Below are 26,181 nucleotides of genomic sequence, written 5' to 3' on the forward strand. Positions count from 1 at the left end.
CAGTTGGTGGAACGCGGACTTTACACCAGCATCAGCGCCGGGTTTTCGAGCAGCTTGCGCATTTCCGCGAGGAAGGTGGCGGCGACGGCGCCATCGACGACGCGGTGGTCGCCGCTGAGGCCGACCCACATGCGCTGTCCGGCAACGATCTGACCTTTGTCGTTCACGACGGGCACGTTGCGGATGCTGCCGATGGCGACGATGGCGGCCTGCGGCGGATTGATGATGGCGGCGAACTGGTCGATGCCATACGCGCCGAGGTTCGACACGGTGATGGTACCGCCGGCGAAGTCATCGGGGCTGAGTTTCTTGTTCTTGGCCTTGCCGGCGAGGTCTTTGACGCTCTGGCTGATTTCGAGCAGCGTTTTCTTTTCCGCCTGCTTGATGACCGGCGTGACGAGGCCGTCGTCGATGGCGATGGCGACGCTGAGGCCGACGGATTTGAATTTCACGATCGCGTCGCCATCCCAGGCGGCGTTGATGGCGGGCTGGGCCTGCGCGGCGCGGATGACGGACTTCAGGATGAAGTCGTTCACGGTGTACTTGTTGCCGCCGGTCTTTTCGCTGGTGGCGTTGAGGTGCGCACGGAATTCCATGAGCGGTCCGGCATCGACTTCCATCTGGAGGTAGAAGTGCGGGATCTGCGTCTTCGAGGCCAGCAGGCGCTCGGCGATGATGTTGCGCATCGTGGAGGTGGCGACGCGTTCGTCTTCGGGGCCAAAGGTGGGGCGGATGGCCGGGGTGGCGGCCACACGGGCTCCTGCACCGCCTGCGGGGGCGTTTTCGACATCGGCACGGACGACGCGTCCGCCAGGGCCGGTGCCCACGAGCGAGTTCAAATCGACTCCACGCTCAGCGGCGATTTTTTTGGCCAAGGGAGAGGCTTTCACGCGCAGCGCGGCACCACCGGCGGCGGCGCGGGATTTGTGCTGCGGTGCCTGCGGGAGGCGCGGACCGGCGGCAGAGGCTTTCGTGGCGCTGGCGGCGGGTTTTTTCTCGGCGGCCGGTGCGGGAGCGGCGGCGGCCTGGGCCTTGGCGATGAGTTCGTCGAGGTTCGCCGGGGCGGCTTCGTCGTCTTCGAGCAAAACGGCGAGCGGGGCGTTCAGCGGCACTTTTTGGCCGGCCTGGACGATGACCTTGTGCAGCACGCCTTCAAACGGGCTGGCGTATTCCATGGTGGCCTTGTCGGTCTCGATGTCTGCGATGGCTTTGCCGACGGCGATCTTGTCCCCCTCTTTGACGGTCCATTTGGCGAGGGTTCCCTCGGTCATGGTGTCGCTGAGTTTGGGCATTTCGATGAATTTGGGCATGGGAAAGGGGGGATTTGGAGCGGCCATCTATGGGCGCATGCGGCGAGGAATCAACGGGGAATGCCGCTGGGGAGCACCAAGGTCGCAATTTGCGACCTTGAAGCTCTTTCACACGCCTTCCGGCTCATCTCGGTGAGCGTGCCAGAATCGCAGGACATGGACGATGCCGTCTGCGGCGGCGATGCGGTAGATGATCCGGTAGCTGCCTTTGAAGACGAGTATCTCGCGTGTTTCCGGCAGGATGGCGGCACGGACCAGGCGGCCTCTTCGTGCCCGGTCCGGCGAGGAAAGCTCCGCCTCTGCGGTGTTCATGAGGTCGCGCACATACTGCTCGCCGCGATCAGGTTCCTGGCGGTTGAACCAGTAGTCGTCGATCTCGTGCAGGTCGCCCAAGGCGGAGTCTGTCAGGCGAACTTCAAACGTCGCTGGGTCCATTTTTGAGTCAGGAGTTCGCGGGCCTCGGCCAGCGGACGCTCACGGCCATGGCGCACATCTTCTTCCGCCGCAGCGATGTCACGGAGCAGCCTCGCGTCATCGTGAAGCTCCCGCCAAGCGGGTGAATCCTCGGGTAGCTCGGCCAGCCACGACAAAGTTTGCTGTTTGGTGCTCACGGCGAGGAGGGTATCACGGTCGTTTTAGGCCGCAACGACGTCTTTGATGATACTGTCGTTCAAGGTCGCAATTTGCGACCTTAAAGAGCGAGAGGTTCGAAAGCCGATGTGTTGAGGTCGCAATTTGCGACCTCAAGTGACGTCACGGCTTCACCCGCGGTGTCGGATTTTCGACGTGGCCCGCATCGCGTTGTTCGCTTCCGCGGGTTTCGTTGTCGCCGAGGGTTTGGCGGGCGGTTTGGGCGTAGCTGAGGAGGCGCTGGACGATGTCGGGATGGGCGGCAGAGGACTCGTGTTGCTCGGCGAGGTCGGTTTGGACGTTGTAGAGGGCGAGTGGTTGCGGGGCGGGTTTTTTGGCGGCTTTGCCGAGGCCGGTTTTGCCGTCGAGGGGGAGGTAGAGCTTCCAATCGCCTTCACGGATAGCTTGGAGCTGGGTGACGTTGTAATAATAGAAGCCGGTGCCGTCGTAGGGCGAATGGGCGTCGGTTTCGCCGAGGAGCAGCGGGCGGATGTCGTGGCCGTCGATGGGTTTTTGCGGTGGTTTGGTTCCGGTGATGGCGGCGACGGTGGGAAGGAGGTCCATCATGGTGCAAAGTTGCGTGCAGGTGGTGCCGGCGGGCACTTTGCCGGGCCAGCGGGCGATGCAGGGCATGCGCTGGCCGCCTTCGCTGGTGCTGTAGCCCATGCCTTGGTAGGGCGCGTTGCTGCCTTGCGGCGGATTGCGGTTCACGGCGCCGTTGTCGTTGGTCCAGATGACGAGCGTGTTGTTGTCGAGGTGGTTGTCTTTGAGGGCTTTCAAGATTTCGCCGGCGGACCAGTCGAGTTCTTCAATGGAGTCGCCGTAGAGGCCGTTGGCGGATTTGCCGCGGAACTCGGGGCCGGGATAGCATTCTTTGCGGCTGCCGGGACCGGCTTCGGGGAAGTAGAGGAAGAAAGGCTGCTCGCGATGCGCGGCGATGAACTTCACGGCGGCCTCGGTGAGGTGTTTGGTGAGCGTTTCGGCAGCGACGGGGGCTTCTATGACGGTTTCGTCCTGCATGAGCGGGAGCGGCGGCCAGTTCTTCTCGGGGAATTTGTCGTGGACCATGTCCTCGCTGTAAGGAATGCCGAGGAAGGTGTCGAAGCCGTTGCGCGTGGGCAAAAAGTCCGGCTGGTCGCCGAGATGCCATTTGCCGAAGCAGGCGGTGGCGTAGCCGTTTTGCTTCAAAAGCTCGGCCATTGTCTCCTCGCCGGGATGGATGCCGCGTGTGGCGACAGGCTGCAAAACCGCCGCGCCGATGGCGCTGATGTGCAGGCCAATGCGGCGCGGGTAGCAGCCGGTCATCAAAGCCGCGCGACTCGGTGTACACACGCCGCTGGCGGAGTAGAAGCTGGTGAACTTCCGCCCCTCCGCCGCCATGCGGTCGAGATTCGGCGTGCGGTGCTTCGTCTGCGGATTGAAGCACGCGATGTCGCCGTTGCCGAGGTTGTCGCACAAGATCAGGACGACATTGGGCTTCGGAGAAGCCGCGAAGAGCGAAGGGCAGAGAGCGAAGAGGATGAGGAGCGCACGAAGGTTCATGATGGACGAAGAACGTGGCTTTTGGCATGCTCCTGGACATGAAATTCATCGACCCGTGCAATGACTGGGCCTTCAAACGCATCTTTGGCTCGCGTGAGAGTGAGCCGGTGTTGATCGGCTTCCTCAATGACCTGCTGCATGGCGGCAGACCCGTCGTCGAGAAGGTGACGATCATTGATCCCTACCTGCCCTCGCAGGCGTTGAAGCTCAAAAACACCGCTGTGGATGTGCGGGCGACCTTGAACAACGGTCACGAAACCCTCGTGGAGATGCAGATGTTTCCGATGCAGAGCTTTTGCGAACGGGTGCTCTACAACGGCGCGAAATGCCTCTCCTCCCAGCTCGGGCGTGGCACGGACTACAGCCGGGTGAGGCCCGTGACGGTGATCACCGTGGCGGACTGCATGCTTTTGCCTGCAGAGCACGGCTGGCTGAGCCATTTCAGCCTACAGGAGAAAAAATCAGGCCGAGCATGGCCTGCGTCCGGTCTGGAGCTCATCTTCATCGAGCTGCCAAAGCTGCGGCTGGACAAGCTGCCTGCGAGCGAGCCTCTGCATGACTGGCTTGCCTTCTTGAAAAATGCCACGGACTGGCGCAGTATCCCGCGCAGTCTTCACAATCCTGCTGTGCGTGACGCTTTGCGCCTCGCCAGACAGGACAGCCTCTCACCCGCCGAATCCCAGACCATGACACGCCGCCAGATGTATCGCGAAGACCAGAAAAACATCATCCGCCATGCGCTTCGCACCGGAACGGAGCAAGGTATGCAGCAGGGCATGCAACAGGGCCAGCGAAAGGCTGCGCATGAAATCGCGGAGGCTTCGCTACGGCGCGGGCTTTCTCCCGAACTGGTATCCGAGATCACGGGCCTCAAGATGAAGGATATTCAAAAAATCCAGTCACCTCCGGCTCGGAAGCGTGCGCCTGCGCGCCGCAAAGCACTGGCTTAGAAAAGGCTCAGCAAATGCCGAGCGCCTTCGCGACGACGACATCGGCGGTCGGAAGCTGAATCGCTTCGAGCGGCGGGCTGTAGATGGCGGGGGCGTCGAGGCTGCACACGCGTTGCACGGGAGCGTCGAGTTCGTCGAAGATGCGCTCCTGGATCATGTAGGCGATTTGAGCACCGATGCCGCAGTAGGGCTTGTTTTCTTCGACATAGACGGCGCGGTGCGTTTTCGCGACGGATTCGAGAATGGTGTCCTCGTCGAGTGGGCGGATGGTGCGGAGATCGACGACCTCGGCGTTGATGCCGTGCTCTTCTTCGAGGATGCGGGCGGCTTCGAGGCAGGTAATGACCGCTTTGCCGTGGGCGATGAGGCTGATGTCGGTGCCTTCGCGTTTCACGTCGGCGAGACCGAGCGGGATGAAGAGGTCGCCGCCGGGAATTTCGTCGTTGGAGGGCACGTCCCACTCCTCGCCGTAGAGCTTGGTGCTTTCCATGAACATGACGGGGTCGTTGTCGCGGATGGCGGCCTTCATGAGGCCCTTGGCGTCGTAGGCGTTGCTGGGGCACACGCACTTCATGCCAGGGAAGTTCGCCATGATGTTCTCTGGCGTGTGGGAATGGGTCGCGCCGACACTGGTGCCGCCGTTGGCCGGGCCGCGAATGACGATGGGGCAGTTGATCTTGCCGCCGGACATGTAGCGGACCATCGCGCCGTTGTTCACGATCTGGTCCCAGGCGACGGTGTAGAAGCTCCAGAACATCAGCTCCATCACCGGACGCACGCCGAGCATGCTGGCACCGATGCCCATGCCGATGAAGCCGGCTTCGCTGATCGGGGTATCGACGAGGCGCTTGTCACCCCACTTGTCCCAGAGGCCTTGGGTCACTTTGTAGGCCCCGTTGTATTGGGCGACTTCCTCCCCCATCACCACGACCATGGGGTCGCGGGCGATTTCTTCGTCGAGGGCTTCACGGATGGCGTCGCGGTAGGTGATTCGGCGGGGCATGGCGGATTTTGAGGGGGCAGTAAGTCGGGGCAGGTGCGGGCGGTGTCAAGCCGGGGCACTCGACGGAGGTGGCAGGCATGGAGATGCAGGCCGGAGTCCAAAAATGCGCAAAACTCACCTCAAGGGCCGTTTATTTAGCAAAACTTAACTTTTTCTGGAAATGATATTGACGAGTCCCTCAAAGTTTAGTTGAAGGGAGCCTGCAAATTCACCCCGTGTGCCACTTTCGCCCAGTTCATATCCCGTTTCTGGCCGTAAACTTGCTCAAAAATCATGAGCGAAGTGGCAAACCTCTTTTATACTGACGACCCCCTGTGCCCTGCCGGGGGCAAAGAGTTCGCTCTTTGTTTCGTAATACCCCTATAGAATGCTCAACATGGAACTCGACGGAGGCATCAAGATTTACCTGCGTGAGATCGGCAAGACCGACTTGCTGACTCCCGACCAGGAGGTCGAGCTTGCCGAACGCATCAAGCGTGGCGACCCCGAGGCCCGTTCGCACATGATCCGTGCGAACCTTCGCCTCGTCGTGAAGATCGCCCAAGATTACGCCAATTACGGTCTGCCGCTTCTCGACCTCATTTCGGAAGGCAACATCGGCCTCATGAAGGCCGTGGAGCGCTTCGACCCGAACAAGGGCGGCAAACTTTCGACCTACGCCGCCTGGTGGATCAAGCAGTCCATCAAGCGTGCTCTCGCCAACCAGTCCAAGACCATCCGCCTGCCTGTCCACATGGTGGACAAGATCAGCAAGATGCGCCGTGTCGCCATGGCGATGTCTGAAGAACTCGGCCGCGAACCGACTGATGACGAACTGTCCGAGGAAATCGGCATCGACCGCGCGAAACTGAGCCAGCTCAAGGTCGCCTCGATGCGTCCTGCTTCGCTCGACGCTCCGATCAGCGACGACGACAGCACCGAATTCGGCGAAATCGTCGGCGACGAAAACGCCCAGACGCCTTTCGAACTGCTTTCGCACAAGAACATGCACGGTCAGCTCGACGGCCTGCTCACCGTTCTCGATGAACGCGAACGCAAGATCATCGACGCCCGTTTCGGCCTCGCCGGCCAGAAGCCGCGCACGCTGGAAGAAGTCGGTCAGGAATTCGGCGTGACCCGCGAGCGTATCCGCCAGCTTCAAAACATCGCGCTTCGCAAACTGCGTCGTGCGCTGCAGAAGAAGGAAGACCCAATTCCGAAGGCTCTGCGCAACGCCGGCGGCAAGAAGAAGAAAAAGAAGGCCGCCGCCGTCGAACCCGAAGAGGAATAAGATCACGAAGCCGGAGTCACGCGACTCCGGCTTTCTTGTTTGAGTACGTTGTTCACGCTTCAGCGTGCAATCGACGGCCCACAAATTCACGCTAAAGCGTGAACAACGTACTCTGGCGTAATCGCCGTCACTTCTTCACCGGCAAAAACTGCACCGCGTCCGCAATCACGACCTTGTCGGATTCGGTTCCTTCATTCGACACGCGCACCCGCCCTTTGCGACCAGCTTCGAAGCGAAACGTGCCCAGGGTGCGGAACAGCCGTTCATGCTCCGGCTCCTGTTGCTGGTTGATCACCACCTTCGCCTCCCCGTCCGCATGATGAATCGTCACGGGTGTCTTTGTCGAGCGCCGCACGTTGTAGCAGTGAGCCAGCCGTACTTCATACCAGCCCGTTTCCGGCAGCTCTGGCGTGAATGTGACCGACTTCTCACCTTTGCCCGCCTTCAGATCGTGCAGATAGCCGATGCCGACATACGGCGGCGTGTGCGTCGAGTATTCCCACTCGCCCACGAGTTCGGCGGTCATTTCGTCCACCACAATGCCCGGCAGCTTCGCTGGATCAGCCACGATGAACTTCACCATCTCCGGCCGATCCACCTCGCCGGGCGCATGCTTGTTGGGAAGCGCCTGCGGATGCGGCTTGATGGCTTCGGTGGCAATGACCACAGCGGCTACCATCAAGAATCCTCCAATGACAACACTGCTGCTATTCATATCGATGTGGTGAGAGCGCCTGATGAAGAGGCAGATTGAAATCCAATGTGTCTGGAGCGTCAGAAAACTCCGCTCGAACTGCCAAATTTACCGCTTCATTTGCAGCGGCGTGCGTGATCGTTGAGTCGGAACGCTCAACGGCAGTGGCCAAATCGCGGAGGCTAAGCTCGCTCCACGGGCGAATGTTCTCAACGGTCTCATCCTTGACGTCGATGCCCAGTTTCTGCTCGGCAGACATGAGTATCTGAATCGCGTCAAAAAAGGTGGCATTCTCGTCGACAAGGCGTCGCATCGACAAAACAAGTTCATGAAATGATGCTCCACACTTTGGGCATATGGCGGTCAGTGCCAGCAAGTCGTGCACTGGCAGGGCGCTGCTGGCACCGCAAGATGCGCAACAACATGGAGATGGGTCTGCAAAGCGCATTTCTTCGTAAGCTACTTGGTCTTCTCGTTCAGTAGAAAGCCAATCAAATTATTGAAGGCTGTCTCATCAAGCACTTGCCCAAACACCGGAGGCATGAGCGACATCGGCGTCGTTTCATCCTTGGCGAGATCGTTCTTCGACACGCGATGCTCCCGACCGGCGGCATCGGCGAGGATGAGAACCTGGCCGGCTTCACCTTTGAGGAAGCCACTCATTTTCGAACCATCCTTCAGCGTCAGCGTGTGCAGATGGAAATGCGCATCGACATTGCGGTTCGGATCGAGGATGTCCTCGCACAAGCGTTCCACTCCACGCGCACCGATGCCATCAAGCTGCGGGCCGATCAGGCCGCCTTCGCCACCGATTTGATGACACACGGCGCAATGCGTCTTGAACAGCGTCTTTCCCGTCGTGGCATCCGGTATCGCTTTTCCAAAGGCCGCTGCACGCGTGCCAATCAAGGCATCGAGCTGTTTCCGTTGCTCCGGTGACACGGGCAATGGAGGCGGCGCGGGCCTCGGTGGCAGATAAGCGGCCAGTTTCTCGCGCAAAGCAGCCGGTGCGGTGTGCTGCAGCATCACCGCGAGCGTTTTCAGGGCCTCGCGCGTGCTGTCCTCGGTCTGAAAATCGTTCACGCTGATCACCGGCGGCTCGATGCGTGTGATCCCGAGCCATGCGTAGGCTTTTCCGTCGTCACCATCCACGATCTCCAGCCGCACGGCCTTGCCCGCATGCTTGGAAAGATCGAACTCGGCACGCTGGCACACGTCGTTGCGCGGCGGGAACACTTTGGCGAATGTCTCGCCGCTCTCCGCATCGACAACACGCACGAGATTCTTGTCGTGCGCATCGCCTTTCGGCGATCCGCGATGTCCATTGATCCACAACGTCAGCTTCGGCGGCGCGACGAAGGCCTTCGACTTCAATACGCCAATCCGCCTCTCCTCGTCGCCGCCGCCCTTGATCATGCTCTGCAACACCAGCGCCTCCGTGCCATCCACACACTTCCGTGTCTGCAACGACCACTTCGGGCCATTGTCCGCCGTCGCCGCCGAAATCCAGGCAGACTCGGGCTGTTTGTCCGTTTGCGTCAAAAGTTGCGTCGCCAGCTCCTGCGCCCATTGCAGCAGCTCCGGATTTGGCGGCACCCCACGCTCGCTGAGACCGTTGTGGATGGCCTGGATGCGCTCAAGCTGCACAACGACCGACGATTCTCCGGCACTAGCGTGTGCTTTGTGAATCGCCGTCTGAAGGAGGCGGTCATCGCCATGCCGGGAAATGTGGCCGAGAACCTTCGAGTGTGCGCTGGACGGTCTGGAACCCGATTCCTCCATCCGCCAAAGCCATTGGCTGGCGTCACCATTAGAAACTGCCAGCACCACCTCAGCAGCCGAATAGGCATCCGATGGCAAGGCTTTGAACACACCCGGCTGGCTCAGGAGTCGGCGGAGCCCGACCTTGACCGTGAGGTGTCTTGTGGAATCGCCCGGATGTGATTCCAGTTCTTTGACAAGATCGAGGACGGCCGCCCGGTCCTGACTCAGGCCCATGCACTCGATCCGCGCTTTGTCGTACTCGTCGAAATCGCGAGGCGTCCATTGATCAACGCTGCCACCGTGGATCATTTCGACTTCTTTGCCTGTCGCAGAGTCGATTTTCACGGACCGGATGATGACAAAAGCAGGTGTCGGCACACCAAGGTTAGCAGGGGCAAGATCGACCTTGGGCAGCATGTGAGCGTAGTAGCCAGGAACACCCTCGACTCCGCTAAATGCGCCCAACATTCTGAACCCTTGTGCGGCGGCCACGGCTGAGGTGTTCATGGCATTCTGGATCTCCGTGGTGCTGATCTTTCCGAGCCTGGCGCCGATCCAGAGGGAATGCGCGGCTGATACGGGAGAAATCGTGTCGTTCGTCACTTCACGACGCCGCACCATCAGCTCCGTGGCAAGCGCACGCCGGTTGAGATTCGGCGATTGAAGCTCCTGCGCGAGTTCTTTGCCACTCCGTGATTCAAGGTTGGGCTCGCGCAGGGTCTTGGCGTGCATCGTGTTCACCACCCGCCAGATCCTCCCGCGTTCCTTGTCCCGCCCCGGATGTTCCAGAGGCACTTCATAGTGGCCGATGATCTTGTTGTAGAAATCAGCGATGTAGAGGGCGTTGTCGGGGCCGAGTTGAAGATCGACCGGGCGGAACCAGGGGTCGTCACTGGTGAGGAAGTCGGGCTTCTCGTTCGCTTTGGGCGTGGAGCCGGTGAAGGTGACTTTGTCGTGGTTCACCTTCGAGGTGACGACGTTACCGACAAACGTGTGGTCGTCCCACTCGGGGCCCCACACGCCGCCGTCGATGTAAACGATCCCGCAGATGCCGGTGGAGCCGTGCGTGTGCTCGCACATGACGGGTGCGAAGCCGAGTCCGTCATGCGGTTTGCCAAAGCTGGGATAGCACGCACCGCGGATGAGCTGGTAGATCGGCGAACTGTGGCAGTCGGCGCTGTAGAGATTGCCGTAGCGATCCCACGCGAGCCCAAACGGATTCACCTGGCCGCTGGTCCATTTCTCGACGCGGGAGCCGTCGGGTTTGAAGCGGAAGACGTTGCCGCTGTGCAGATCGAGCGTGCTGCCGTCCTTCGCTTTGAAGTGCGAGGTGTTGTTGAAGCCGTGCGTAGCATACACCCAGCCGTCGAGTCCGAGCCGGAAGCTGCTGCACATGCCGTGGGTGTCCTTTTCGTAGCCAAGCGGCCCGAACAAGACCTCGCGCACGTCTGCTTGGTCATCGCCATCGGTGTCGGCGAAGTACCAGATATTGGGAATGCTCCACGCGATGCAGCCGGCTTTGTGCTCCGGCTTGTGCCAAGGCACGACGCCGGTGGGGATGTTGAGCCCGTCGGCAAAATCGGTGACTTTGTCGGCTTGGCCATCGCCATCGGTGTCTTCAAGGATCTTGATGGCATCGCGGCTGTCTTTGACACGCGTCCCCTTCTCGTCCGACCAGCGCGATTTGTCGGCGGAATAAGGATACTCGACCGTCGATGACACCCAGAGGCGTCCACGCGCATCGAAGGCCATGTTGATGGGTTTGTTGATCATCGGCTCGCTGGCGAAAAGCCGTACGGTGAAGCCTGGCGGCACATGCAGCTTCGTTTGTTCCTCCGCAGGCGTCAGAGCCTCTGTCTCACGCACCAGACGCGTGTCAGCGGCATGCAGAAAGGGAGCGGCGATGAGGATGACGGCCAGACAACGGGAGAACGACATGCACGCATTACAGCGCAGGGCAGGGCTTTTGTTCAAGCCGCCTTTCGTGCCGGGAGAGCGCAGGAGCCGTCGGTGCAGGGCACATCGGCCACTTGAGCCCGCAGGGCATCATCGCCACGCAAGCGCAGCAGATGCGAGAGGCCGATGCGATTGCTGGAGATCCAGTGCACGACCTTGCGTGCGATGCCGAGCATGCCAGGACCCGCCAGACGCAGCGACCACTCGCGATACTCGCGCAAGGCCCACAGGCACGTCACCCACGCAGCGGCACCTTGCCAAAGCGAGCCGTCATCGCCCATGACGACGATTTCCTCATCGGTACGGAGATTGGGCAGCTCGGGGCAGCGTTTGCGGGCGGCCTCGGAGTCGTAAGGCATGAATTCGAGATGAACGTAGGCCGACTGGTCGAGCGTCCAGCGCCGGAAGCGCGAGCAGAGGCCGCAATGAGCGTCGTAGAAAATGGTGAGCGTGTTCATGGTGCATGACGCTTGGGTTGATCCAACAGGGCGCGGATATACCCTGCAAAAGTGCCTGTTGTACATGTGCCGAAGATGTAAGGCAGGGTACCTCTGTCGAAAGTGCCGCTCGACCATGCGACCTTGCAATACGCTGCCGCCACCATCGAGAATGCCACGAGGAAGCCGAACAGCGCTGCCATCTTCGGTCGCCGCATTTTCGAACCATCACTCAGACAAAGATCCACAGGCAGGAAAATTAACAGCCACGCATGGAGAATCACCACTGCGGTGCAGATGGCGACAATGATGGAAAGATTGAAGCTCTGGTAAAGATTCGAGGGCTGAATCGTCATGACGTCCAGGTTTGTGATCAATCCCACCCACCACGCGATGTTGCACGCGACCCAGCCGCACAACATCGCGAGGAACGAGAGCTTCAGTTTGCGAAGGAAGTTTTTCACAGCGTGTCGAGGATGTCGTTGGCCTTGCTGACGCGATGCATCGGCGGCACTGGCGGGGGGAGGTGGGCCAGCGTGGCCCGGCGGCGCATCTTGGTGAAAACGTAGAGGTTGAAGAAGTGCATGCCGCCGAGCACCAGCAGCACGACGCCCATCTTTCCGCTCAGCGCCTCGAAGACGCCGCGGGCACCGGCGATCTCCTCGGTCGTTTTGAGGTAGAGTGAGACGAAGCCGATGTTCACGAGGTAGAAGCCGACGACGAGCAGGTGATTCACGCTGTCGGCGAGGTCGGTGTTCCCGTGGAAGCAATCGACGAGGAAGATGCGGCCGCTTTTGTGCAGCGTGCGAGCCACCCAGACGGTCATGGCGACGGCGAGGATGAGATACAGGGTGTAGTTGAGGACGGTTTCGTTCATGGTGTTTGTGGGTTGAGGTTGAGGGGAAAAAGCTCCGGGCGCTCCGGCATGTCGGCGGGTTGTTTGAGATCCCGCACGAGTCGCAGTCGATGCAGCAGTCGCAGCGTCCACCAGCCGGGATCGGGCTGCGTGTGACTGAGACCGAGACGTGCCGATTCGGGGAAGGCGTGATGGTTGTTGTGCCAGCACTCGCCCATGGTGATCAAACCGAGGTGCGGCAGGTTGTAGCCCTGCACTGCGTGGCCTTCCAGATGCCAGTCACGCTCGCCGTGGTTGTGGGCGAAGTAGCCAATGAGCCAGTGCCCGATGAGCGAGACAACAATGCGCACCGAGATGCCCCACACCACCCAGCCGCTGCCGCCGAGCAGATAAAACACCACAGCATACGGAAGCTGCTGCAGCATCCACGTGCGCTGCAGAAAACGGTAAAAGGGATCTTCCAGCACTTCGCGTTCGATCTCGAAGAGCGGTGGATGTTTCAGCCGCATCTCGCAGTGCAGTTGCCACAGCGCATCACGCCAGACGGGGCGTTGATCGATGAAAAAGGGATGACAGACGCGGTGGCGCTGGGCCCAATCACGGATGTCGTGCATGTGGAGCATGCGAAAGGGGCCGCCCATGCCGACGACCGTGCCGAGATGCACCAGCAGGTATTCCAGCCAGCGCGGACAGGTGAAGCTGCGGTGAATGAGGAGCCGGTGCAGTCCGATTGTGTGGCCGAGACAAAGCGTGGCCACCGTGAACGCGAATGACAACGCCACCGCGCCCGGACTGAACGTCCACCAGCCGCCAATGATCGCGATGAGCAGGTGTGCGGTGAACCACAGCGACTTAACCGGACTCCAGGCGATCTCGCCTTCGAGCGGGTTCGTCAGCGCCGAAGCCGGGCGCATGCGGCGGACTTCGAGCGGTGGGTCATTCATGTCAGTAAGAGGGTTATTTTGTATTCTATTCTGAAGTTTCAGAACTTACTGAAACACATGGGCATAAAAAAATCAGCCAAGGAGGCGCATGGCCCACTGGAGGGCGGAGGCGTGTTTCATGGAGATCACGGTGTCGCCGACTTTGACCCCGAAGCTGAGGAACTCGTCGAGATCCTTCATCTGCTGGTGGAAATCGCGGCCTGGGCCGGTCGTTTCGTCCTTCGTTTGCGCTGCGCAGTCGCGCAATAACCGGATGGCAGGCTCGATCTCGCGGCGTTTGCGCTCCTTCGAGATGGTGATGAAAATCTTCCAGACATCCTTCTCAGCCTCGAAGTACTCCTTGCGGTCGCCCTTCTTGGTGATGATGCGCACGAGGTTCCAGCCGACGAGGTCCTTGAGATTCGTGTGGGCGTTGCCGCGGCTGATCTGGAGCTTCTCCATGACCTCGTCGGTGCACATCGGTTCCGGGGATGTCATGAGCAGGGCGTGGATCATCGCCATCGTGCGATTGATGCCCCACTGGGTGCCGAGCGAACCCCACTGGGCCACGAATTCCTCGCGTGCCTTTTCCCATGCTGGTAGTTCGTCGCTCATTTTTTCACTAGAAACTGAAAACATCGAAAGGCAAGGCAGAACTTTGGATTTTCGGCATCCAATGAGCCGGCGATGTCCTGCATGGTCGCGATCCCGCAGTGCCGCGTCCATTTGAAGAAACATGTGCGCCACGGCTGACACCCTCTAATCTTCGAACCACTTTTAAGCCCCGCCTGCCCATGCCCTCAGCCGTCACCGGTGTCATCCACGATCTTGAACGCATCCTGCTCACGCCCGAGCAAATTCACGCCCGTGTGCGCGAGATGGCGGCCCGTTTGAACGCCGAACTGGCCGGCAAAGTGGCAACGGTCGTCGCGCTCATGGACGGCGGCCTGTTTTTCGTGGCCGATCTGCTGCGTGGTTTGGAAATGCCGGTGCGCCTCTTCACGCTGAGTGCCAGCAGCTACCACGGCGGCACCGCGACGAGCGGCGAGGTGAAGGTGAACTGGCCCGCGAACCTCGACCTGCGCGGCCAGGACGTGCTGCTGCTCGACGACATTCTCGACACCGGCCTCACCCTCAGCGTCATCCGGGATCGCATCCTCGCGCAGGAGCCCGCCTCGCTGCGCACCTGCGTCCTGCTCAGCAAACGCCGCCAGCGCCTGCGTGACGTGCCCCTGGACGACGCCGGCTTCGAAATCGACGACGAATTCGTCGTTGGCTACGGCATGGATTACCAGGGCCGCTTCCGCAATCTGCCCTGCATCGGCATCCTCAATCCGAACAAGCCGTCATGAAGCTCCGCGTGCTGTTCTTCTCCGTGCTGCGTGACATCACCGGAACAGATGAAATCCTCATCGAACTGCCTGTGGGCAGCACCATGGCCGATCTTCTGGTTCAAATCGAATCCCGGTGGCCAAAGCTGCGCGACTGGGCCCCCAGCATGCTCCTCGCGCTCGATCAAACCTACGTGAAACGCGACGCCGTGCTCCACAACGGCGCCGAAGTCGCCCTCATGCCGCCGGTGCAGGGCGGCTGAATCAGGTTTGGACCACCCCGGTCCTGCAAAACCGATCACACGATCGACAAATCCATCCACCCACCACGTTCAATGCCCCATGGCCTGGAGATTCGACAAATGCGTCATCAATGGCGAGATCGACAACACCGAGCGCGGCCGCGTCACGGGCACATTGTGGCTGCTGGGCCGCGACGAGCCGATGACCCTCGACCTCGTCGGCGATGCCTGGCCGGATCTCGCCGGCTGCAAGCTTACGTTCGTGAATACGAACCCGGTGCCGCAGCCTCAATACGACGAGGGTCTCGCCATGCGGCAAACCGGCTCCGTCGGCGACATCACCGCATCCATGAAGCTCAAAAAGCTCCTCGTGCCGGAGGAGGAGTGGATGAAGGCGCTCGAGGAAAAACGCTTCCACGAGGTGCCGTGGGTGCTCTCCAGCTCTCTCTACCTCGAATGGTTCAGCGACCGCAACGGCCGCATGGTCATCCAGACCACCGACTACAAGCTGGAAGTGTCCGAGCGACACTGGGAAGCGGATGCAGACGAACAGGCGGCCCAACAGGCCCTCAACGATGAAAACATGCGGGCCTACATGGAGGATCTCGGGCGCATGCTCGGCTCGCAGGAGGAAGCTGAAGACGACGAAACCGCGAAGTGACTGCATGGACCGCCTCATGACCGGCGTAGATGCACGACCATGAAATCCAGCCTTCTCCTTGCCGCACTTCTCGCCGTTTCCATCGCTCACGCAGCCGATCCGCAGCCGCCAGAAGGCTTCCGCGCCATTTTCAACGGCAAGGACCTCACCGGCTGGCATGGACTCAACCCGCACAGCGTCGTAAAACTCGAAGGCGAGAAGAAGGACGCCGCGCTGAAGAAGATGCGCGAAGAATTTCCCATCAACTGGAAGGTGGAGAACGGCGAACTCGTCAACGACGGCCACGGTCCTTACGCCACGACCGACGAGGAGTTCGGCGACATCGAGTTTTTGATTGAATACAAGACCGTGCCGAAAGCTGACAGCGGCATCTACCTGCGCGGCGTGCCTCAGGTGCAAATCTGGGACAAGACGCAGGTCTTTGATCCCGCCAAGCCCACCCGTCGTCCGCATCTCGGCTCCGGCGGTCTCTTCAACAACACACCTGACACTCCCGGCCGTGATCCGCTCGTCATCGCCGACAAGGAATTCGGCGAGTGGAACAGCTTCCGCATCCGCCAGATCGGCGCACGCACCTGGGTGTGGCTGAACGACAAGCTCGTCGTCGATGGCGCTCCGATGGAGAACTACTACGACAAGGCCAAGCCCTTCCCCGCCAAAGGCCCGATCATGCTGCAAACCCACGGCGGCGAAATCCGCTGGCGCAATCTCTTCGTCCACGACATCAGCCCCGAGGAAGCCAAAAAGATCCTCTCCGAGGCGGATGCGAAGAAGTGATCACCTTCCTCGTGTGGCATTCATGCCTTCTTTGGCGGCCCAGAGGGAGATGTCCTCTTTCTTGATCGCGGAGGCCATGAGGGCCGGAAATTTGTCCGGTGTGCAGGCGAAGCTGGGGACGCCGAGGACGCTCATTTTGGCGGCGAGTTCTTGGTCGTAGCAGGGCGCGCCTTCGTCGCTCAAAGCGAGCAGCGTGATGAATTGCACGCCGCTTTGCACGAGTTCGTTGGTGCGTTGGAGGAGGTTTTTTTCGACGCCGCCTTCGATGAGGTCGGAGATGAGCACGAGGATCGTGTTCGTGGGGTCGGTGATGAGGCTTTGGCAGTAGCCGACGGCTTTGTTGATGTCCGTGCCGCCGCCGAGCTGGGTGCCAAAGAGCAGTTCGACGGGATCATCGAGCTTTTCAGTGAGATCGACGACGGCGGTGTCGAAAACGACGAGCTGGGTCTTCACGGCGGGCAGCGAGGCCATGACGGCACCGAAGATGCTCGAATAGACGACGCTGGCGGCCATGGAGCCACTTTGATCGATGCAAAGGATGATGTTGCGCTGGGTCTTCTGCGATTTGCGACCAAATCCGATCAAGGTCTCCGGCACGATGGTTTTGTAGTCCTCCTGGTAGTGGCGGAGGTTGGCGCGGATGGTGCGATTCCAGTCGATTTCGGCCAGGCGTGGGCGGCGATTCCGCACAGCGCGGTTGAGAGCGCCAGTGACGGCGGTGCGCATGGGTTCGGCGAGCTTGCGCATGAGTTCATCGACGACTTTGCGCACGACCATGCGAGCGGTTTCCTTTGTTTTGGCGGGGATGATGCCGGAGAGGGAGATGAGGTTTGCGACGAGATGGACGTCGGGCTGCACGGCCTCGAGCATTTCGGGCTGGAGAAGCATCTCACGCATGCCGAGGCGGTCGAGCGCGTCCTTTTGCATGACCTGCACGACGCTGGAGGGGAAGTATTTGCGGATGTCGCCCAGCCAGCGTGCGACACGTGGCGCGGACTTCTCGGTGCCGCCCCGGCGACCGCCTTTGAGCCCGCCTGAACCTTCGGGCTCATAGAGTGCGGCGAGTGCTTGATCGATTTCGATGTCTTCGCCGCTGAGGCCACCGCAGGATTCATTCGCCTCGCCTCCGAGGACGAGACGCCAGCGGCGTTGGCGTTCGTTGGGATCAACCGCAGCGGGGGCGTTTGGATTAACCGCAGAGAGCGCGGAGGACGCAGAGGTTCGCAGAGAATTTTCATTTTTTCCCCTCTGCGACATCTCTGCGCTCTCTGTGTCCTCTGCGGTTAAAATGTCTTCGCTCATAATCCAAGAATTTGCTCCAGCACGGGCAGCGGTTTCAGGGCTCGGGTTTCATTCCATTCGAATTCGGTGGCGATGGCGGTGGGCGCGGAGGTGGTGGAGCCGCTGTATTTGGCTCGGGCGCCGAGTTGGGTGCGTTCGGTGCCGGGGAACTGCGAGAAGGTGCGGCGGATCAGCGGCAGGATACGCGTGAAGTTGTCGTCGCTGAGCGAGGCGAGCCAGGTGTCGAGGATGCGCCACAAGCGGTCGTCGTGGAGGAGGATCATACCGCTTTGATGGAGAAAGCCTTCCAGCCACGCGGCGGCAGGCGAGGGATCGTTGCCGATGGAGAGCGCCTGGCTCATGCGCTGCTCGGTGGCGTCGGCGTCTTCGGTTTGTTCATCAAAGAGCAGCCGCGAGGCCATGCCGCTGACGAGGCCGTGGGTGCCGGCGAGCACGGCGAGCCGTCCCAGCGCAGGCATCCAATCAGCGAGGTGGGTGTCTTTGCCGATGAGTTTGATGGCTTGATGCGTGGCGAGGATGCGTTTGCGCATGGCGGCGGCTGCGTCGTCATCGAGTGAAGCGCAGGCACCGCCGAGGCTGATGCAGGCGCGGGTGACGAGTCCATCGAGCACATGCCCGACGAGCGAGGCATCGGTCTGGCGCACGTTGCCGTAGCGGAAGATGTTCGCGAGCGGCGGGATGGCCTCCAAGAGCTGCGAGGCATCGCCCGCGATGGCGGCGAGGTTTTCCAGCGCGTGAGTGACAGGCTCCACCGCGTGCGGGAGATTCGCCAGCAGCACGCGATCCACCAAAGCGGAGAGTTCCGGCAGCGACGTGGCCTTTTCGGCGTGATCAATGGCCAGCGCAGTGGCTGCATCGGCGATGGTGTGGCCCCAGCGGCTGGCCTCGATGATGGAAACGGCGAACTCCGGCTGCCACTGGAGCTGCCAGACCTCGTGGAAGGTGCCTTTCGCGCTGCGACCGGTGCCTTTGACCTCGCCCCACTTGAGGCCGAGCAGGCGCAGCCGATGCAGCAGGTGGCTGCGGCTCAAATCGTTCTCGTTGCGCAGATCGAGGTCGAGATCCTTCGCGAGCGCCTCGGGCTTGAGGCGCAGACTGCGCTGCTGCTTTTCCAAATCCTGCTGCAAGGGCACCGTGGGCACATCCGGCGGCACGCGGCCGAGTTTTTCGCCAATGATGAGCCGCGAGCGCACGAGGCGCAGCGGTGCGTCATCACCCATGCAGATGATGGCGCGGATGGATTCGTTGATTTCATCGAGTCCGGCGGCTGGACGCTCCCGCATGGCCGCGAGGGCATCGCTGAGCCGCGCGGCCTCGATGACATGCGCGGAGGAGCAGTCGATGTCCTCCTCACGCATGAGGCGGGCGACTTTGGAAATCCACGCGATGGAGCGCTGCGAGGCCTCGGCGGCCTGATTTCGCCACAGGAACTCATACCAGCCCGGCGACAGCACGCCCGCGCCGTAACCGCTCGCCGCGGCGAGGCGTCCATAAGTCCACGGAGCCCACGTGGCAGCCACTTTGACCTTCGGCAGGCCTTTGAGAAGGTCGTTGTCGCTTTTCGCGCTCGGCATCGTCGCGAGTGCCGGCACATGCCAGGCACCGCAAACGACCGCGATGCGCTGAAAACCGTCTTTTTCGGCCTGACGGATGGTTTTGCGCATGTGGGCCTCCCGCAGGTTTTCGCGATGTTGGGCTTCGGGTGCTCGTTTGCGCGGAATCTCGGCTCGCACGCTCGTCATAGCCTCCTGAATGGCGGCGAAAAGTCCCGCGCTTTCGCTATCGCGGCGTTCTTCGACCATCTGGTTCCACCACGTCTCGCCATCGCCATACCCGGCCGCACGACCGAGCCAATCGAGCGGATCGCCGGAGATGTCGTCCTCAGCCACTTCGTCAGGCGAGTCCGCTTCTTCTGAAAGCGGCGCTGACACTTCTGCATCTCTCAAGGCCAGATCATGCGCCTGCGGCAAATCCATGAAGCGCACAGGCACATTGCGTTGCAGCCCGAAACGAATCGCCTGCCACTCCGGAGAAAATTCCGCGAAGGGATAGAACGAGGCCTTCTTGGTATCGTCAGGGCAGTAGAGAAGCAGCGCCACGGGCGGCTCGATCTCCGTATGAACCGCCGCAGCGAGCACAGCCTCCGCCTCCGGCGGTCCTTCGATGAGCACGCAATCCGGCGACAGCTCCTCCAGCGCACGAACCAAAGATCGTGCGCAGCCAGGGCCGTGATGGCGGATGCCGAAGAGGTGGGTCATGATTTCTTGCCAAAGAGTCTGCTGAAAAAACCGCCTGACGAAGCCGCAGGAGGAGGCGCGAGTATCCGGCCTGATAGCCAGAAGGAACCTTGAAGCACTCCACCGACCACCAAAGGAGCCGAAACCAGCTCATCATCGGCCACCACGTCGAACTGCCCGCCGAGACTTTGAACTAGAGCCCACCAAAAGGTTTTGCCGGTTAGTTCATTGGTTTTTCTTTCTGTTGCCAAGATGGTGCCCGTCATCATGCCGAGCGCTTTGCTGCCTTCACCATCGCCAAACAAACCGGATGGAATGAATGACTCTGACGCCAGCTTCAACTCTTTGGAGCTTTGTGCCGCATCGTAAGCCTCAGGATTGTCGTAAGCCGAGAGTTCATGAGCAAAGGCGGCCAACTGCACATCCACCACTTCCGGTAGTTTTCTGTTTCGATGTGCAGATGCGTCTGGAGCGTCGAACACAAACGGATAAGCCCCTTCTGCACCGTCGTCCGTCGGATCAGCCCAACCATGAAAACTGCCATCCATGGCTGATGGTGTGGTTGACGGAATGTAAGCTGTCAGCCGGACCTTCATTCGAGCGGGTCCCGAGAAGTGAGGATTCATGCCAGCAAACTCACGCTTCGGAGTCACCTGAAGCCAGAGTTGAGCTCCACTGTTCGAAGACCAGTAAAGGTAGCTGCCATCTTGCGACGGTATTGTCTGCGTCTGGGCATCCACGGACTGCGCCAGCCGATAGACATCATCCATCGACTCAACGGGCATTCCTAATGATGAAAAGTGACTGGGCATACTTGGATGGAGTCGAGTTCTAGATCACCTCACGGCACACTCGATACAGGTCCTTCCACTCATCCCGCTCCTTCACCACGGTCTCCAGATACTCCTTCCACACCACAGCGTCCTGAACCGGGTCTTTGATCACGGCACCGACGAGTCCGGCGGCCACGTCACCGGCGCGAAGCGTGCCATCGCCGAAGTGGGCGGCGAGGGCGATGCCGCTATTCAGCACGCTGATGGCTTCAGCGGTGCTCATGGTGCCGGTGGGTTGCTTGAGTTTCGTTTTGCCATCGGCGGTGATGCCATCACGCAGCTCGCGGAAGACCTGAACGATGCGGCGCACTTCCTTGAGCGCGGGCGGTTCGGCAGGAAGTTCGAGCGATTTGCCCATCTCGGCCACACGCTTGCTCACGATGGCGATTTCCTCCTCCTCGGTGGCGGGGACGGGCAGAATGACGGTGTTGAAGCGTCGCTTCAGAGCGCTGCTGAGTTCGTTCACGCCTTTGTCGCGATTGTTCGCTGTGGCGATGACGTTGAAGCCGCGATTCGCCTGCACCTCGGAACTGAGTTCGGGAATGGGCAGTGTCTTTTCCGACAAGATGGTGATGAGCGTATCCTGCACATCGGCCGGGATGCGCGTCAGCTCCTCCACACGGGCGATGCGGCCATCACTCATCGCTTTCATGAGCGGGCTTGGCACGAGCGCTTCTTTGGAGGGGCCTTTGGAAAGCAGAAGGGCGTAGTTCCATCCGTAGCGCATCTGTTCCTCGCTGGTGCCAGCGGTGCCTTGGATCAAACGCGTGCTGTCGCCCGAGATCCCGGCGGCGAGATGCTCGGACACCCAGCTCTTCGCGGTGCCGGGCACGCCGTAAAGCAGCAGCGCCCGATCCGTGGCCAGCGTGGCGACGGCGATCTCGATCACGCGACGATTGCCGATGTATTTCGCGCTGACTTCGAAGCCGTTGTCGAGCTTTCCGCCGAGCAGGTAGGTCGAAACGGCCCATGGTGAGAGATTCCAGTTCGTGGGCCGCTGGCGGGTGTCGGCTTTTTTCAGCTCATCGAGTTCATGAGCAAAGAGTTGTTCGGCGTGTTGGCGGAGGGCGGACATGTTGTTTCGAGTTTCGGGTTCCAAGTTTCAAGTGGTGAGCAGTTTGCGCTGGTCGAGCACGATGCCGATGCGGGCGACGGCCTCGGCAAAGGGTTGGACCTCTTCTTTGGCGAGGTCCCAGCCATTCGCGAGATCGTCAAAGGCGGCCGCAGGCAGTAGGCAGGCCAGTTCCACCAGCGACTGGCGCAGTTGCCAATCGTAGCGCGATTCGCCGTTGTGGATGCGCTGCTTGAGGAGCTTCACCACTTTCGCGGCGACGGCGGGTGAAAGCATCGGCGCATCCAGAGGCAGACCTTTGATGAAACGATCCACCAGCGTGCTGTGCGCGATCATTTTGGCGTCGTTGTCGGTGAGCAACTTGAGGAAATGCGTCTCGCGCAAGGCAGGCGGCAGCGTGTCGAGCAGGTCAAAGACCGTGAGCGGGCCGTTTGGCGGCAGCGAGATGCCGAGGAAGGCCTCCGCCCACTCGACGCGGCGTTGCGCGGCCTGCGCCTCGGCCCAGCCTTGCAGCAGCGCATCCTTCCAATCGGACTTTTGCGCCCACGCGAGGCATTCGGCGGGATTCATGCCTGTTTGAACCTCCCACCACGAAAGCGGCACACTGCGAACGATTTGAAAAAGCCACCAAGCACGCTCGCCCATGCTCAGACCTTTTGGTTTGGCCTCTTCGATCAAATCGGCTTTCCAAGCCGCATCAAAGGCCGCCGGTGCCTCCAGCGTGATTGCCGTGCCGCGCAGAAACTTCTTCGCCGACTTCAGCAAAGGCGCGAGATGGCCTGCCATGCGTTGAGCGTAGCGTGAATCGGGAAGTGTGGAGAGCAGGCGTGCTGCGGTTTGGCGTGCTTCCTTGCTTTTGTCGGTCAGCGTGGCCTCGAGTAAATCCTGATCGTCAATCGTGAGTCCGCTGACGAGGCATTCGATGAAGGCGGTGCGCTCTTTTGCGCCCTCGCTACTCATGGCTTCTCGCACGAGTTCGCGGGCTCTCGCTGCATCTCGCTCGCGTAAGGCGACCAGATAAAGTCTGCGCTGATCGAGGCTGCCGTGCTGCCACACGTCGTCGCTGAGATTCTCCGCGCTGCCGCCACCCACAGCATACGCCCACGAGTCATTTTGTGCGGCGAGCCACTCACCGCGGCGCCCCAGCACACGGAGCAAACTCGGCCTCAGCGCCACGCTGCGTCGTCCGCATTCCAGCGCTCGCGGCAGCAAGCGATGCGGCAATTGTCGGCTAGCGGCGGCCAATTTGATGAAGGCCTCGGCCTGCAAACGCTCGGGGCCGTCTGTGAGGATGCTGGAGAGCAAATCTACCCGCGGATCTTCCGGCAAAACATCGTCCGCGGCGGGCGCGGGGATCTTTTCCGCCTTCGCAGGCAGGAAACCCGCGAGCTGGCAGGTGCCGAGCACGCCTGCGGTTTGCAGCAGCGCCTTTTCCACCGATTCACGCGGGATGCGTCCCAGCAACGCGCCGTGCGCACCCTCAAGCAAAGGCCAGTCCGGTGGACGCCGCTCGGTGCCGAGCAGGGCCGAGGTGGCAAGTGAAGCGAGCGGGGTCATGCGAGCGAGGTCACCTCCGTCCAGCAGGGTTGAGTGGATGCTCCGCGCCAGACGCTGAGAGGCCGCAGCCGCTCACCGAGCCACTCGCCGAAGATCGAAAGCGGATGCCCGCCGCTGAGCGCACCCAGTTGCCAGCCATCGTCCGCGCTCATGCGCATCTGCACCTCCCGACCTTCCGCATCGCGCAAATACCAACGGAGGTCGCGAAAGACCGGCACGGCATGGCTCAAAGTTAGTGGTAGCCGCTGAAACCATGGCTGGCCTGCAAGAGCCTCTGCAATAGATTCGAGCGCGGCATCCCAAGTCGATTCAACCGCAGAGGTCGCGGAGACATCTTTCTCCTCTGCGAAACTCTGTGCTCCCTGCGGTTCATCCACCCAAAGCGCCCGCAGCGGCGACGCACTCGGGAAAAAGCAAAGCGTGGCCTTCACCACCGTGCCGGGCACGAAGACCTGATCAAAGCGACGTCCGCCATGCGAAAAATCGAGCAGCAGCGCATTCCGGCCCGAGGCCGCGCCACGCAACCAAACCCGCCGCTCCCACAGCTTTTCATTCTCATCGTGGCTGATGCCCAGCACGTGCCACGCATCCGCCACGCGATCATTCGCGGCCAGCACGTCCTCCTTATCCATCGCCCAGCCGGCGCTGCTTCTCACATCGTGCCGGAGCAGCTCAGGCAGCGAATCCATGCGCTGCATCGCATCCGCGAGCAGTTGAAGGCGACCCATGCTCAAAACGGTGCGTTGCTGCCAGCCCTCGCCTGAAGACACCGCGCCCTCCAACTGGCGCACGCCCGCCGCCAGTCCGCTGGCCTGTGCATCCACCAATCGCGCGGCCGCCTCCCGCCAAAACGTCACCGGCTTGGTCGGCAGATCCGCCAGACCATGCTTCACGAGGTCCGCCATCCAACGCTCCAGATCATGCGCACCGTTGATCATGCGGTCGAGCCGCTTTGCCTCACGTTTCGCCGCTGCTTCCGGATCGGCGGGCTTAGCTTCCGTCTGCGCAGCCTTTTCAGCCTTCTTCTCCGCACGTTCCTGCCGCGCCGACAGCCACTCGTTCACCCATTGCGGTTGCGTGTTTGCCGTGAAGACGCTCTGCTTCTGCGCCAGCAGCAAGTAAAGCGCCAGACCATGCTTGCAGGGGAACTTGCGGCTCGGGCAACTGCATTTGAACGACGGCCCGCTGACCTCAATGATCACTTGATAGGGCTTTGACCCGCTCCCCTGGCACTCACCCCAGATCGCCACCTCATCATGCCCGAGCGTGGGCCACTTCGCCGGAGCCAGCAACCCCTTCGCCGCCTTTGCCGACGAATCGTCGGGAGAAAGAGCGAGGATTTGGTCGGCGGTGAGCATTTTCGCCGATCCAAGCGAAAGCCTGATGAATTGGCAAGGAAAGCCTTCGCGACTTCCGGGAGAAAATGCCTGCTACGCCAGCAAATCCTTCACCACATGACCGTGGATGTCCGTGAGACGATAATCGCGGCCTTGGAAGCGATAGGTGAGCCGTTCGTGATCGAAGCCGAGCAGATGCATCACCGTGGCCTGGAAGTCATGCACGTGGACTTTGTTCTCGGCGACGCTGAAACCGAGCTCGTCGGTGCTGCCGTAGTCGAATCCGGCCTTCGCGCCGCCGCCGGCCATGAAGAGCGTGAAGCAGTCCGGGTAGTGATCGCGGCCCAGCACCTTGCTCGCGGCCGTGCGGCCCTCGCGGAAGGGTGTGCGACCGAATTCACCGCCCCAGATGACGAGCGTGTCCTCGAGCAGGCCGCGCTGTTTGAGGTCTTTGATCAAAGCCGCCACCGGTTTGTCCGTCGCGGCCACTTTCTTCGTCAAACCGTCCTCGATGCCGTTGTCCGGCCCGGTGCCGTGGAAGTCCCAGCCCCAGTCAAACAGCTGCACAAAGCGCACGCCTTGCTCCACGAGCCGACGCGCGAGCAGGCAGTTGTTCGCAAAGCTCGCCTCGCCCGGTTTCGCGCCGTAGGCCTCCAACGTGGCCGCGTTTTCCTTCGAGATGTCCATCACCTCCGGCACGCTCGCCTGCATGCGATACGCCAGCTCGTATTGCGCGATACGCGTCACCGTTTCCGGATGCCCGAGCTCCGTCACCTGCTGCTGATTGAGCTGGTTGAGCACATCGAGCGTCTTGCGCCGCATCTCGCGATTCATCCCTGCAGGATCGCTCACAAAGAGCACCGGATCGCCCTTGCTGCGGCATTGCACGCCTTGATACACGCTCGGGATGAAGCCGCTGCCCCACAAACCCTGCCCACCGCTCGGCTGCGTGCCGCTGGAGATCAGCGTCACAAAGCCCGGCAGGTCCTGATTGTCCGTGCCGAGCCCATACGTCGCCCACGAGCCCATCGACGGCCGCCCCTGACGCGCATGCCCGGTGAAAAGCAGCAGCTCCGCCGGCGCATGATTGAACTGATCCGTGTGCATCGAACGGATCATGCACATCTCGTCCGCGATGGTGTGAAAATTCGGGCACGCATCGCTCATCCACATCCCCGCCTTGCCGTAACGCGCAAACGTTCGCGGCGTGCCCATCAGCTTCGGCACACCCGTCGTGAAGGCAAATCGCCGCCCTTTGAGGATTGAATCCGGGCAATCCTGCCCGCTGCGCTTCACCAGCTCCGGCTTGTAATCAAACAGATCGAGATGCGGCGGCGCACCCGACATGTGCAGGTAGATCACGCGCTTCGCTTTCGCCGCGTGATGCGAATTCCGCGGCAGCATCGGATTCGCCGCCTGCGGCATCGCCGCCGAGTCCTGCTGCATCGCGTGCAACGCAATCGCGCCCAGGCTGAACTGCCCCGCATTGCCCAAAAA

General features: G+C 61.1%; 26 protein-coding genes. 6 read left to right on the top strand and 20 right to left on the bottom strand.

All coding sequences use genetic code 11. The annotated features are described in order from the left end of the window. Nucleotides 1-20: 20 nt before the first annotated feature. The 4 genes from IAE77_RS22340 to IAE77_RS22355 all read right to left on the bottom strand — a co-directional run bounded on the left by IAE77_RS22340 (nt 21) and on the right by IAE77_RS22355 (nt 3,482). Nucleotides 21-1,310, bottom strand: a complete 1,290-nt coding sequence (locus IAE77_RS22340; RefSeq protein ID WP_294231545.1) for a pyruvate dehydrogenase complex dihydrolipoamide acetyltransferase — start codon at nt 1,308-1,310, stop codon at nt 21-23. Between the two features lie 108 nt (nt 1,311-1,418). After that, the gene (locus tag IAE77_RS22345; RefSeq protein WP_294231546.1) at nt 1,419-1,703 is read right to left on the bottom strand and encodes a type II toxin-antitoxin system RelE/ParE family toxin; all 285 of its coding nucleotides are present in this window, start codon (nt 1,701-1,703) and stop codon (nt 1,419-1,421) included. Nucleotides 1,704-1,714: 11 nt separating this feature from the next. After that, the gene (locus tag IAE77_RS22350) at nt 1,715-1,921 is read right to left on the bottom strand and encodes a hypothetical protein (RefSeq protein WP_294231548.1); all 207 of its coding nucleotides are present in this window, start codon (nt 1,919-1,921) and stop codon (nt 1,715-1,717) included. Nucleotides 1,922-2,063: 142 nt separating this feature from the next. Then, nucleotides 2,064-3,482, bottom strand: coding sequence for a sulfatase (locus IAE77_RS22355; protein ID WP_294231550.1), 1,419 nt, complete (start codon nt 3,480-3,482; stop codon nt 2,064-2,066). Between the two features lie 38 nt (nt 3,483-3,520). On the opposite strand from IAE77_RS22355, the gene IAE77_RS22360 reads away from it, so the two are divergent. Then, complete coding sequence (locus IAE77_RS22360; protein ID WP_294231552.1) at nt 3,521-4,432, top strand: Rpn family recombination-promoting nuclease/putative transposase; 912 nt, start codon at nt 3,521-3,523, stop codon at nt 4,430-4,432. A gap of 7 nt (nt 4,433-4,439) precedes the next feature. On the opposite strand, the gene IAE77_RS22365 is transcribed toward IAE77_RS22360, so the two are convergent. Further along, nucleotides 4,440-5,435 (bottom strand): alpha-ketoacid dehydrogenase subunit beta, encoded by a 996-nt coding sequence (locus IAE77_RS22365; protein WP_294231553.1) that lies wholly within the window; start codon nt 5,433-5,435, stop codon nt 4,440-4,442. Nucleotides 5,436-5,802: 367 nt separating this feature from the next. Here IAE77_RS22365 and IAE77_RS22370 point away from each other — a divergent pair, with 367 nt between their 5' ends. After that, the gene (locus IAE77_RS22370) at nt 5,803-6,705 is read left to right on the top strand and encodes an RNA polymerase sigma factor RpoD/SigA (protein ID WP_345781008.1); all 903 of its coding nucleotides are present in this window, start codon (nt 5,803-5,805) and stop codon (nt 6,703-6,705) included. A gap of 127 nt (nt 6,706-6,832) precedes the next feature. Here the strand turns inward: IAE77_RS22370 and IAE77_RS22375 are convergent, their stop codons facing one another. The 8 genes from IAE77_RS22375 to IAE77_RS22410 all read right to left on the bottom strand — a co-directional run bounded on the left by IAE77_RS22375 (nt 6,833) and on the right by IAE77_RS22410 (nt 13,950). Further along, complete coding sequence (locus tag IAE77_RS22375) at nt 6,833-7,384, bottom strand: xanthan lyase (RefSeq protein ID WP_294231596.1); 552 nt, start codon at nt 7,382-7,384, stop codon at nt 6,833-6,835. Nucleotides 7,385-7,412: 28 nt separating this feature from the next. Next, on the bottom strand, nt 7,413-7,775 hold the full coding sequence (locus IAE77_RS22380) for a hypothetical protein (RefSeq protein ID WP_294231557.1): 363 nt from the start codon (nt 7,773-7,775) through the stop codon (nt 7,413-7,415). A gap of 83 nt (nt 7,776-7,858) precedes the next feature. Beyond that, a complete protein-coding gene (locus tag IAE77_RS22385; RefSeq protein ID WP_294231559.1) occupies nt 7,859-11,101 on the bottom strand; it encodes a PVC-type heme-binding CxxCH protein in 3,243 nt (1,080 codons plus the stop codon). 32 nt (nt 11,102-11,133) lie between these two features. Further along, nucleotides 11,134-11,577: a DCC1-like thiol-disulfide oxidoreductase family protein gene (locus tag IAE77_RS22390; RefSeq protein ID WP_294231561.1), complete on the bottom strand. Its 444-nt coding sequence runs from the start codon at nt 11,575-11,577 to the stop codon at nt 11,134-11,136. After that, nucleotides 11,574-12,020 carry a hypothetical protein gene (locus tag IAE77_RS22395; RefSeq protein WP_294231564.1) on the bottom strand — a complete coding sequence of 149 codons (447 nt, stop codon included), beginning with the start codon at nt 12,018-12,020 and terminating at the stop codon, nt 11,574-11,576. The genes IAE77_RS22390 and IAE77_RS22395 overlap by 4 nt, the downstream gene beginning before the upstream one ends. Next, nucleotides 12,017-12,433, bottom strand: a complete 417-nt coding sequence (locus IAE77_RS22400; RefSeq protein WP_294231566.1) for a hypothetical protein — start codon at nt 12,431-12,433, stop codon at nt 12,017-12,019. Before IAE77_RS22400 ends, IAE77_RS22395 begins: the two co-directional genes overlap by 4 nt. After that, nucleotides 12,430-13,356 (bottom strand): acyl-CoA desaturase, encoded by a 927-nt coding sequence (locus IAE77_RS22405; RefSeq protein WP_294231568.1) that lies wholly within the window; start codon nt 13,354-13,356, stop codon nt 12,430-12,432. Before IAE77_RS22405 ends, IAE77_RS22400 begins: the two co-directional genes overlap by 4 nt. A 72-nt stretch (nt 13,357-13,428) precedes the next feature. Further along, a complete protein-coding gene (locus tag IAE77_RS22410) occupies nt 13,429-13,950 on the bottom strand; it encodes a transcriptional regulator (RefSeq protein WP_294231569.1) in 522 nt (173 codons plus the stop codon). Between the two features lie 179 nt (nt 13,951-14,129). On the opposite strand from IAE77_RS22410, the gene hpt reads away from it, so the two are divergent. The 4 genes from hpt (at nt 14,130) to IAE77_RS22430 (ending at nt 16,346) form a co-directional block, all read left to right on the top strand. Beyond that, nucleotides 14,130-14,687, top strand: coding sequence for a hypoxanthine phosphoribosyltransferase (gene hpt, locus IAE77_RS22415; RefSeq protein ID WP_294231572.1), 558 nt, complete (start codon nt 14,130-14,132; stop codon nt 14,685-14,687). After that, nucleotides 14,684-14,929: a MoaD/ThiS family protein gene (locus tag IAE77_RS22420; RefSeq protein WP_294231574.1), complete on the top strand. Its 246-nt coding sequence runs from the start codon at nt 14,684-14,686 to the stop codon at nt 14,927-14,929. Before hpt ends, IAE77_RS22420 begins: the two co-directional genes overlap by 4 nt. Before the next feature lie 79 nt (nt 14,930-15,008). Next, complete coding sequence (locus IAE77_RS22425; RefSeq protein WP_294231577.1) at nt 15,009-15,569, top strand: hypothetical protein; 561 nt, start codon at nt 15,009-15,011, stop codon at nt 15,567-15,569. Nucleotides 15,570-15,608: 39 nt separating this feature from the next. Further along, the gene (locus tag IAE77_RS22430) at nt 15,609-16,346 is read left to right on the top strand and encodes a DUF1080 domain-containing protein (RefSeq protein ID WP_294231579.1); all 738 of its coding nucleotides are present in this window, start codon (nt 15,609-15,611) and stop codon (nt 16,344-16,346) included. Here IAE77_RS22430 and IAE77_RS22435 read toward each other — a convergent pair whose 3' ends face one another. The 7 genes from IAE77_RS22435 to IAE77_RS22465 form a co-directional block, all read right to left on the bottom strand. Then, nucleotides 16,347-17,603 carry a VWA domain-containing protein gene (locus tag IAE77_RS22435; protein WP_294231581.1) on the bottom strand — a complete coding sequence of 419 codons (1,257 nt, stop codon included), beginning with the start codon at nt 17,601-17,603 and terminating at the stop codon, nt 16,347-16,349. A 41-nt stretch (nt 17,604-17,644) separates the two neighbouring features. After that, nucleotides 17,645-19,906 (bottom strand): DUF5682 family protein, encoded by a 2,262-nt coding sequence (locus tag IAE77_RS22440; RefSeq protein ID WP_294231583.1) that lies wholly within the window; start codon nt 19,904-19,906, stop codon nt 17,645-17,647. Beyond that, nucleotides 19,903-20,697 (bottom strand): hypothetical protein, encoded by a 795-nt coding sequence (locus IAE77_RS22445; RefSeq protein ID WP_294231585.1) that lies wholly within the window; start codon nt 20,695-20,697, stop codon nt 19,903-19,905. The genes IAE77_RS22440 and IAE77_RS22445 overlap by 4 nt, the downstream gene beginning before the upstream one ends. Before the next feature lie 19 nt (nt 20,698-20,716). Continuing rightward, entirely contained in the window at nt 20,717-21,793 is a 1,077-nt protein-coding gene (locus tag IAE77_RS22450; protein WP_294231587.1) for an AAA family ATPase, read from the bottom strand. 27 nt (nt 21,794-21,820) lie between these two features. Beyond that, nucleotides 21,821-23,347, bottom strand: coding sequence for a DUF5691 domain-containing protein (locus IAE77_RS22455; protein ID WP_294231590.1), 1,527 nt, complete (start codon nt 23,345-23,347; stop codon nt 21,821-21,823). Then, nucleotides 23,344-24,705: an SWIM zinc finger family protein gene (locus IAE77_RS22460; protein ID WP_294231592.1), complete on the bottom strand. Its 1,362-nt coding sequence runs from the start codon at nt 24,703-24,705 to the stop codon at nt 23,344-23,346. Before IAE77_RS22460 ends, IAE77_RS22455 begins: the two co-directional genes overlap by 4 nt. A gap of 72 nt (nt 24,706-24,777) precedes the next feature. Continuing rightward, nucleotides 24,778-26,181: DUF1501 domain-containing protein (locus IAE77_RS22465; RefSeq protein WP_294231594.1), on the bottom strand; the 1,404-nt coding region annotated here is incomplete at its 5' end.

Source organism: Prosthecobacter sp., assembly GCF_014879935.1.
GTDB lineage: Bacteria > Verrucomicrobiota > Verrucomicrobiia > Verrucomicrobiales > Verrucomicrobiaceae > Prosthecobacter.

What these genes read in the sequence shown, in the direction of transcription:
- IAE77_RS22355 (WP_294231550.1), bottom strand. Translation starts at nt 3,482, where the DNA reads ATGAACCTTCGTGCGCTCCTCATCCTCTTCGCTCTCTGCCCTTCGCTC.
- IAE77_RS22360 (WP_294231552.1), top strand. Translation starts at nt 3,521, where the DNA reads ATGAAATTCATCGACCCGTGCAATGACTGGGCCTTCAAACGCATCTTT.
- IAE77_RS22420 (WP_294231574.1), top strand. Translation starts at nt 14,684, where the DNA reads ATGAAGCTCCGCGTGCTGTTCTTCTCCGTGCTGCGTGACATCACCGGA.
- IAE77_RS22365 (WP_294231553.1), bottom strand. Translation starts at nt 5,435, where the DNA reads ATGCCCCGCCGAATCACCTACCGCGACGCCATCCGTGAAGCCCTCGAC.
- IAE77_RS22435 (WP_294231581.1), bottom strand. Translation starts at nt 17,603, where the DNA reads ATGTCGCAGAGGGGAAAAAATGAAAATTCTCTGCGAACCTCTGCGTCC.
- IAE77_RS22385 (WP_294231559.1), bottom strand. Translation starts at nt 11,101, where the DNA reads ATGTCGTTCTCCCGTTGTCTGGCCGTCATCCTCATCGCCGCTCCCTTT.
- IAE77_RS22370 (WP_345781008.1), top strand. Translation starts at nt 5,803, where the DNA reads ATGCTCAACATGGAACTCGACGGAGGCATCAAGATTTACCTGCGTGAG.
- IAE77_RS22430 (WP_294231579.1), top strand. Translation starts at nt 15,609, where the DNA reads ATGAAATCCAGCCTTCTCCTTGCCGCACTTCTCGCCGTTTCCATCGCT.
- hpt (WP_294231572.1), top strand. Translation starts at nt 14,130, where the DNA reads ATGCCCTCAGCCGTCACCGGTGTCATCCACGATCTTGAACGCATCCTG.
- IAE77_RS22410 (WP_294231569.1), bottom strand. Translation starts at nt 13,950, where the DNA reads ATGAGCGACGAACTACCAGCATGGGAAAAGGCACGCGAGGAATTCGTG.
- IAE77_RS22340 (WP_294231545.1), bottom strand. Translation starts at nt 1,310, where the DNA reads ATGCCCAAATTCATCGAAATGCCCAAACTCAGCGACACCATGACCGAG.
- IAE77_RS22460 (WP_294231592.1), bottom strand. Translation starts at nt 24,705, where the DNA reads ATGCTCACCGCCGACCAAATCCTCGCTCTTTCTCCCGACGATTCGTCG.
- IAE77_RS22455 (WP_294231590.1), bottom strand. Translation starts at nt 23,347, where the DNA reads ATGACCCCGCTCGCTTCACTTGCCACCTCGGCCCTGCTCGGCACCGAG.
- IAE77_RS22405 (WP_294231568.1), bottom strand. Translation starts at nt 13,356, where the DNA reads ATGAATGACCCACCGCTCGAAGTCCGCCGCATGCGCCCGGCTTCGGCG.
- IAE77_RS22450 (WP_294231587.1), bottom strand. Translation starts at nt 21,793, where the DNA reads ATGTCCGCCCTCCGCCAACACGCCGAACAACTCTTTGCTCATGAACTC.
- IAE77_RS22425 (WP_294231577.1), top strand. Translation starts at nt 15,009, where the DNA reads ATGGCCTGGAGATTCGACAAATGCGTCATCAATGGCGAGATCGACAAC.
- IAE77_RS22445 (WP_294231585.1), bottom strand. Translation starts at nt 20,697, where the DNA reads ATGCCCAGTCACTTTTCATCATTAGGAATGCCCGTTGAGTCGATGGAT.
- IAE77_RS22375 (WP_294231596.1), bottom strand. Translation starts at nt 7,384, where the DNA reads ATGGTAGCCGCTGTGGTCATTGCCACCGAAGCCATCAAGCCGCATCCG.
- IAE77_RS22400 (WP_294231566.1), bottom strand. Translation starts at nt 12,433, where the DNA reads ATGAACGAAACCGTCCTCAACTACACCCTGTATCTCATCCTCGCCGTC.
- IAE77_RS22390 (WP_294231561.1), bottom strand. Translation starts at nt 11,577, where the DNA reads ATGAACACGCTCACCATTTTCTACGACGCTCATTGCGGCCTCTGCTCG.
- IAE77_RS22440 (WP_294231583.1), bottom strand. Translation starts at nt 19,906, where the DNA reads ATGACCCACCTCTTCGGCATCCGCCATCACGGCCCTGGCTGCGCACGA.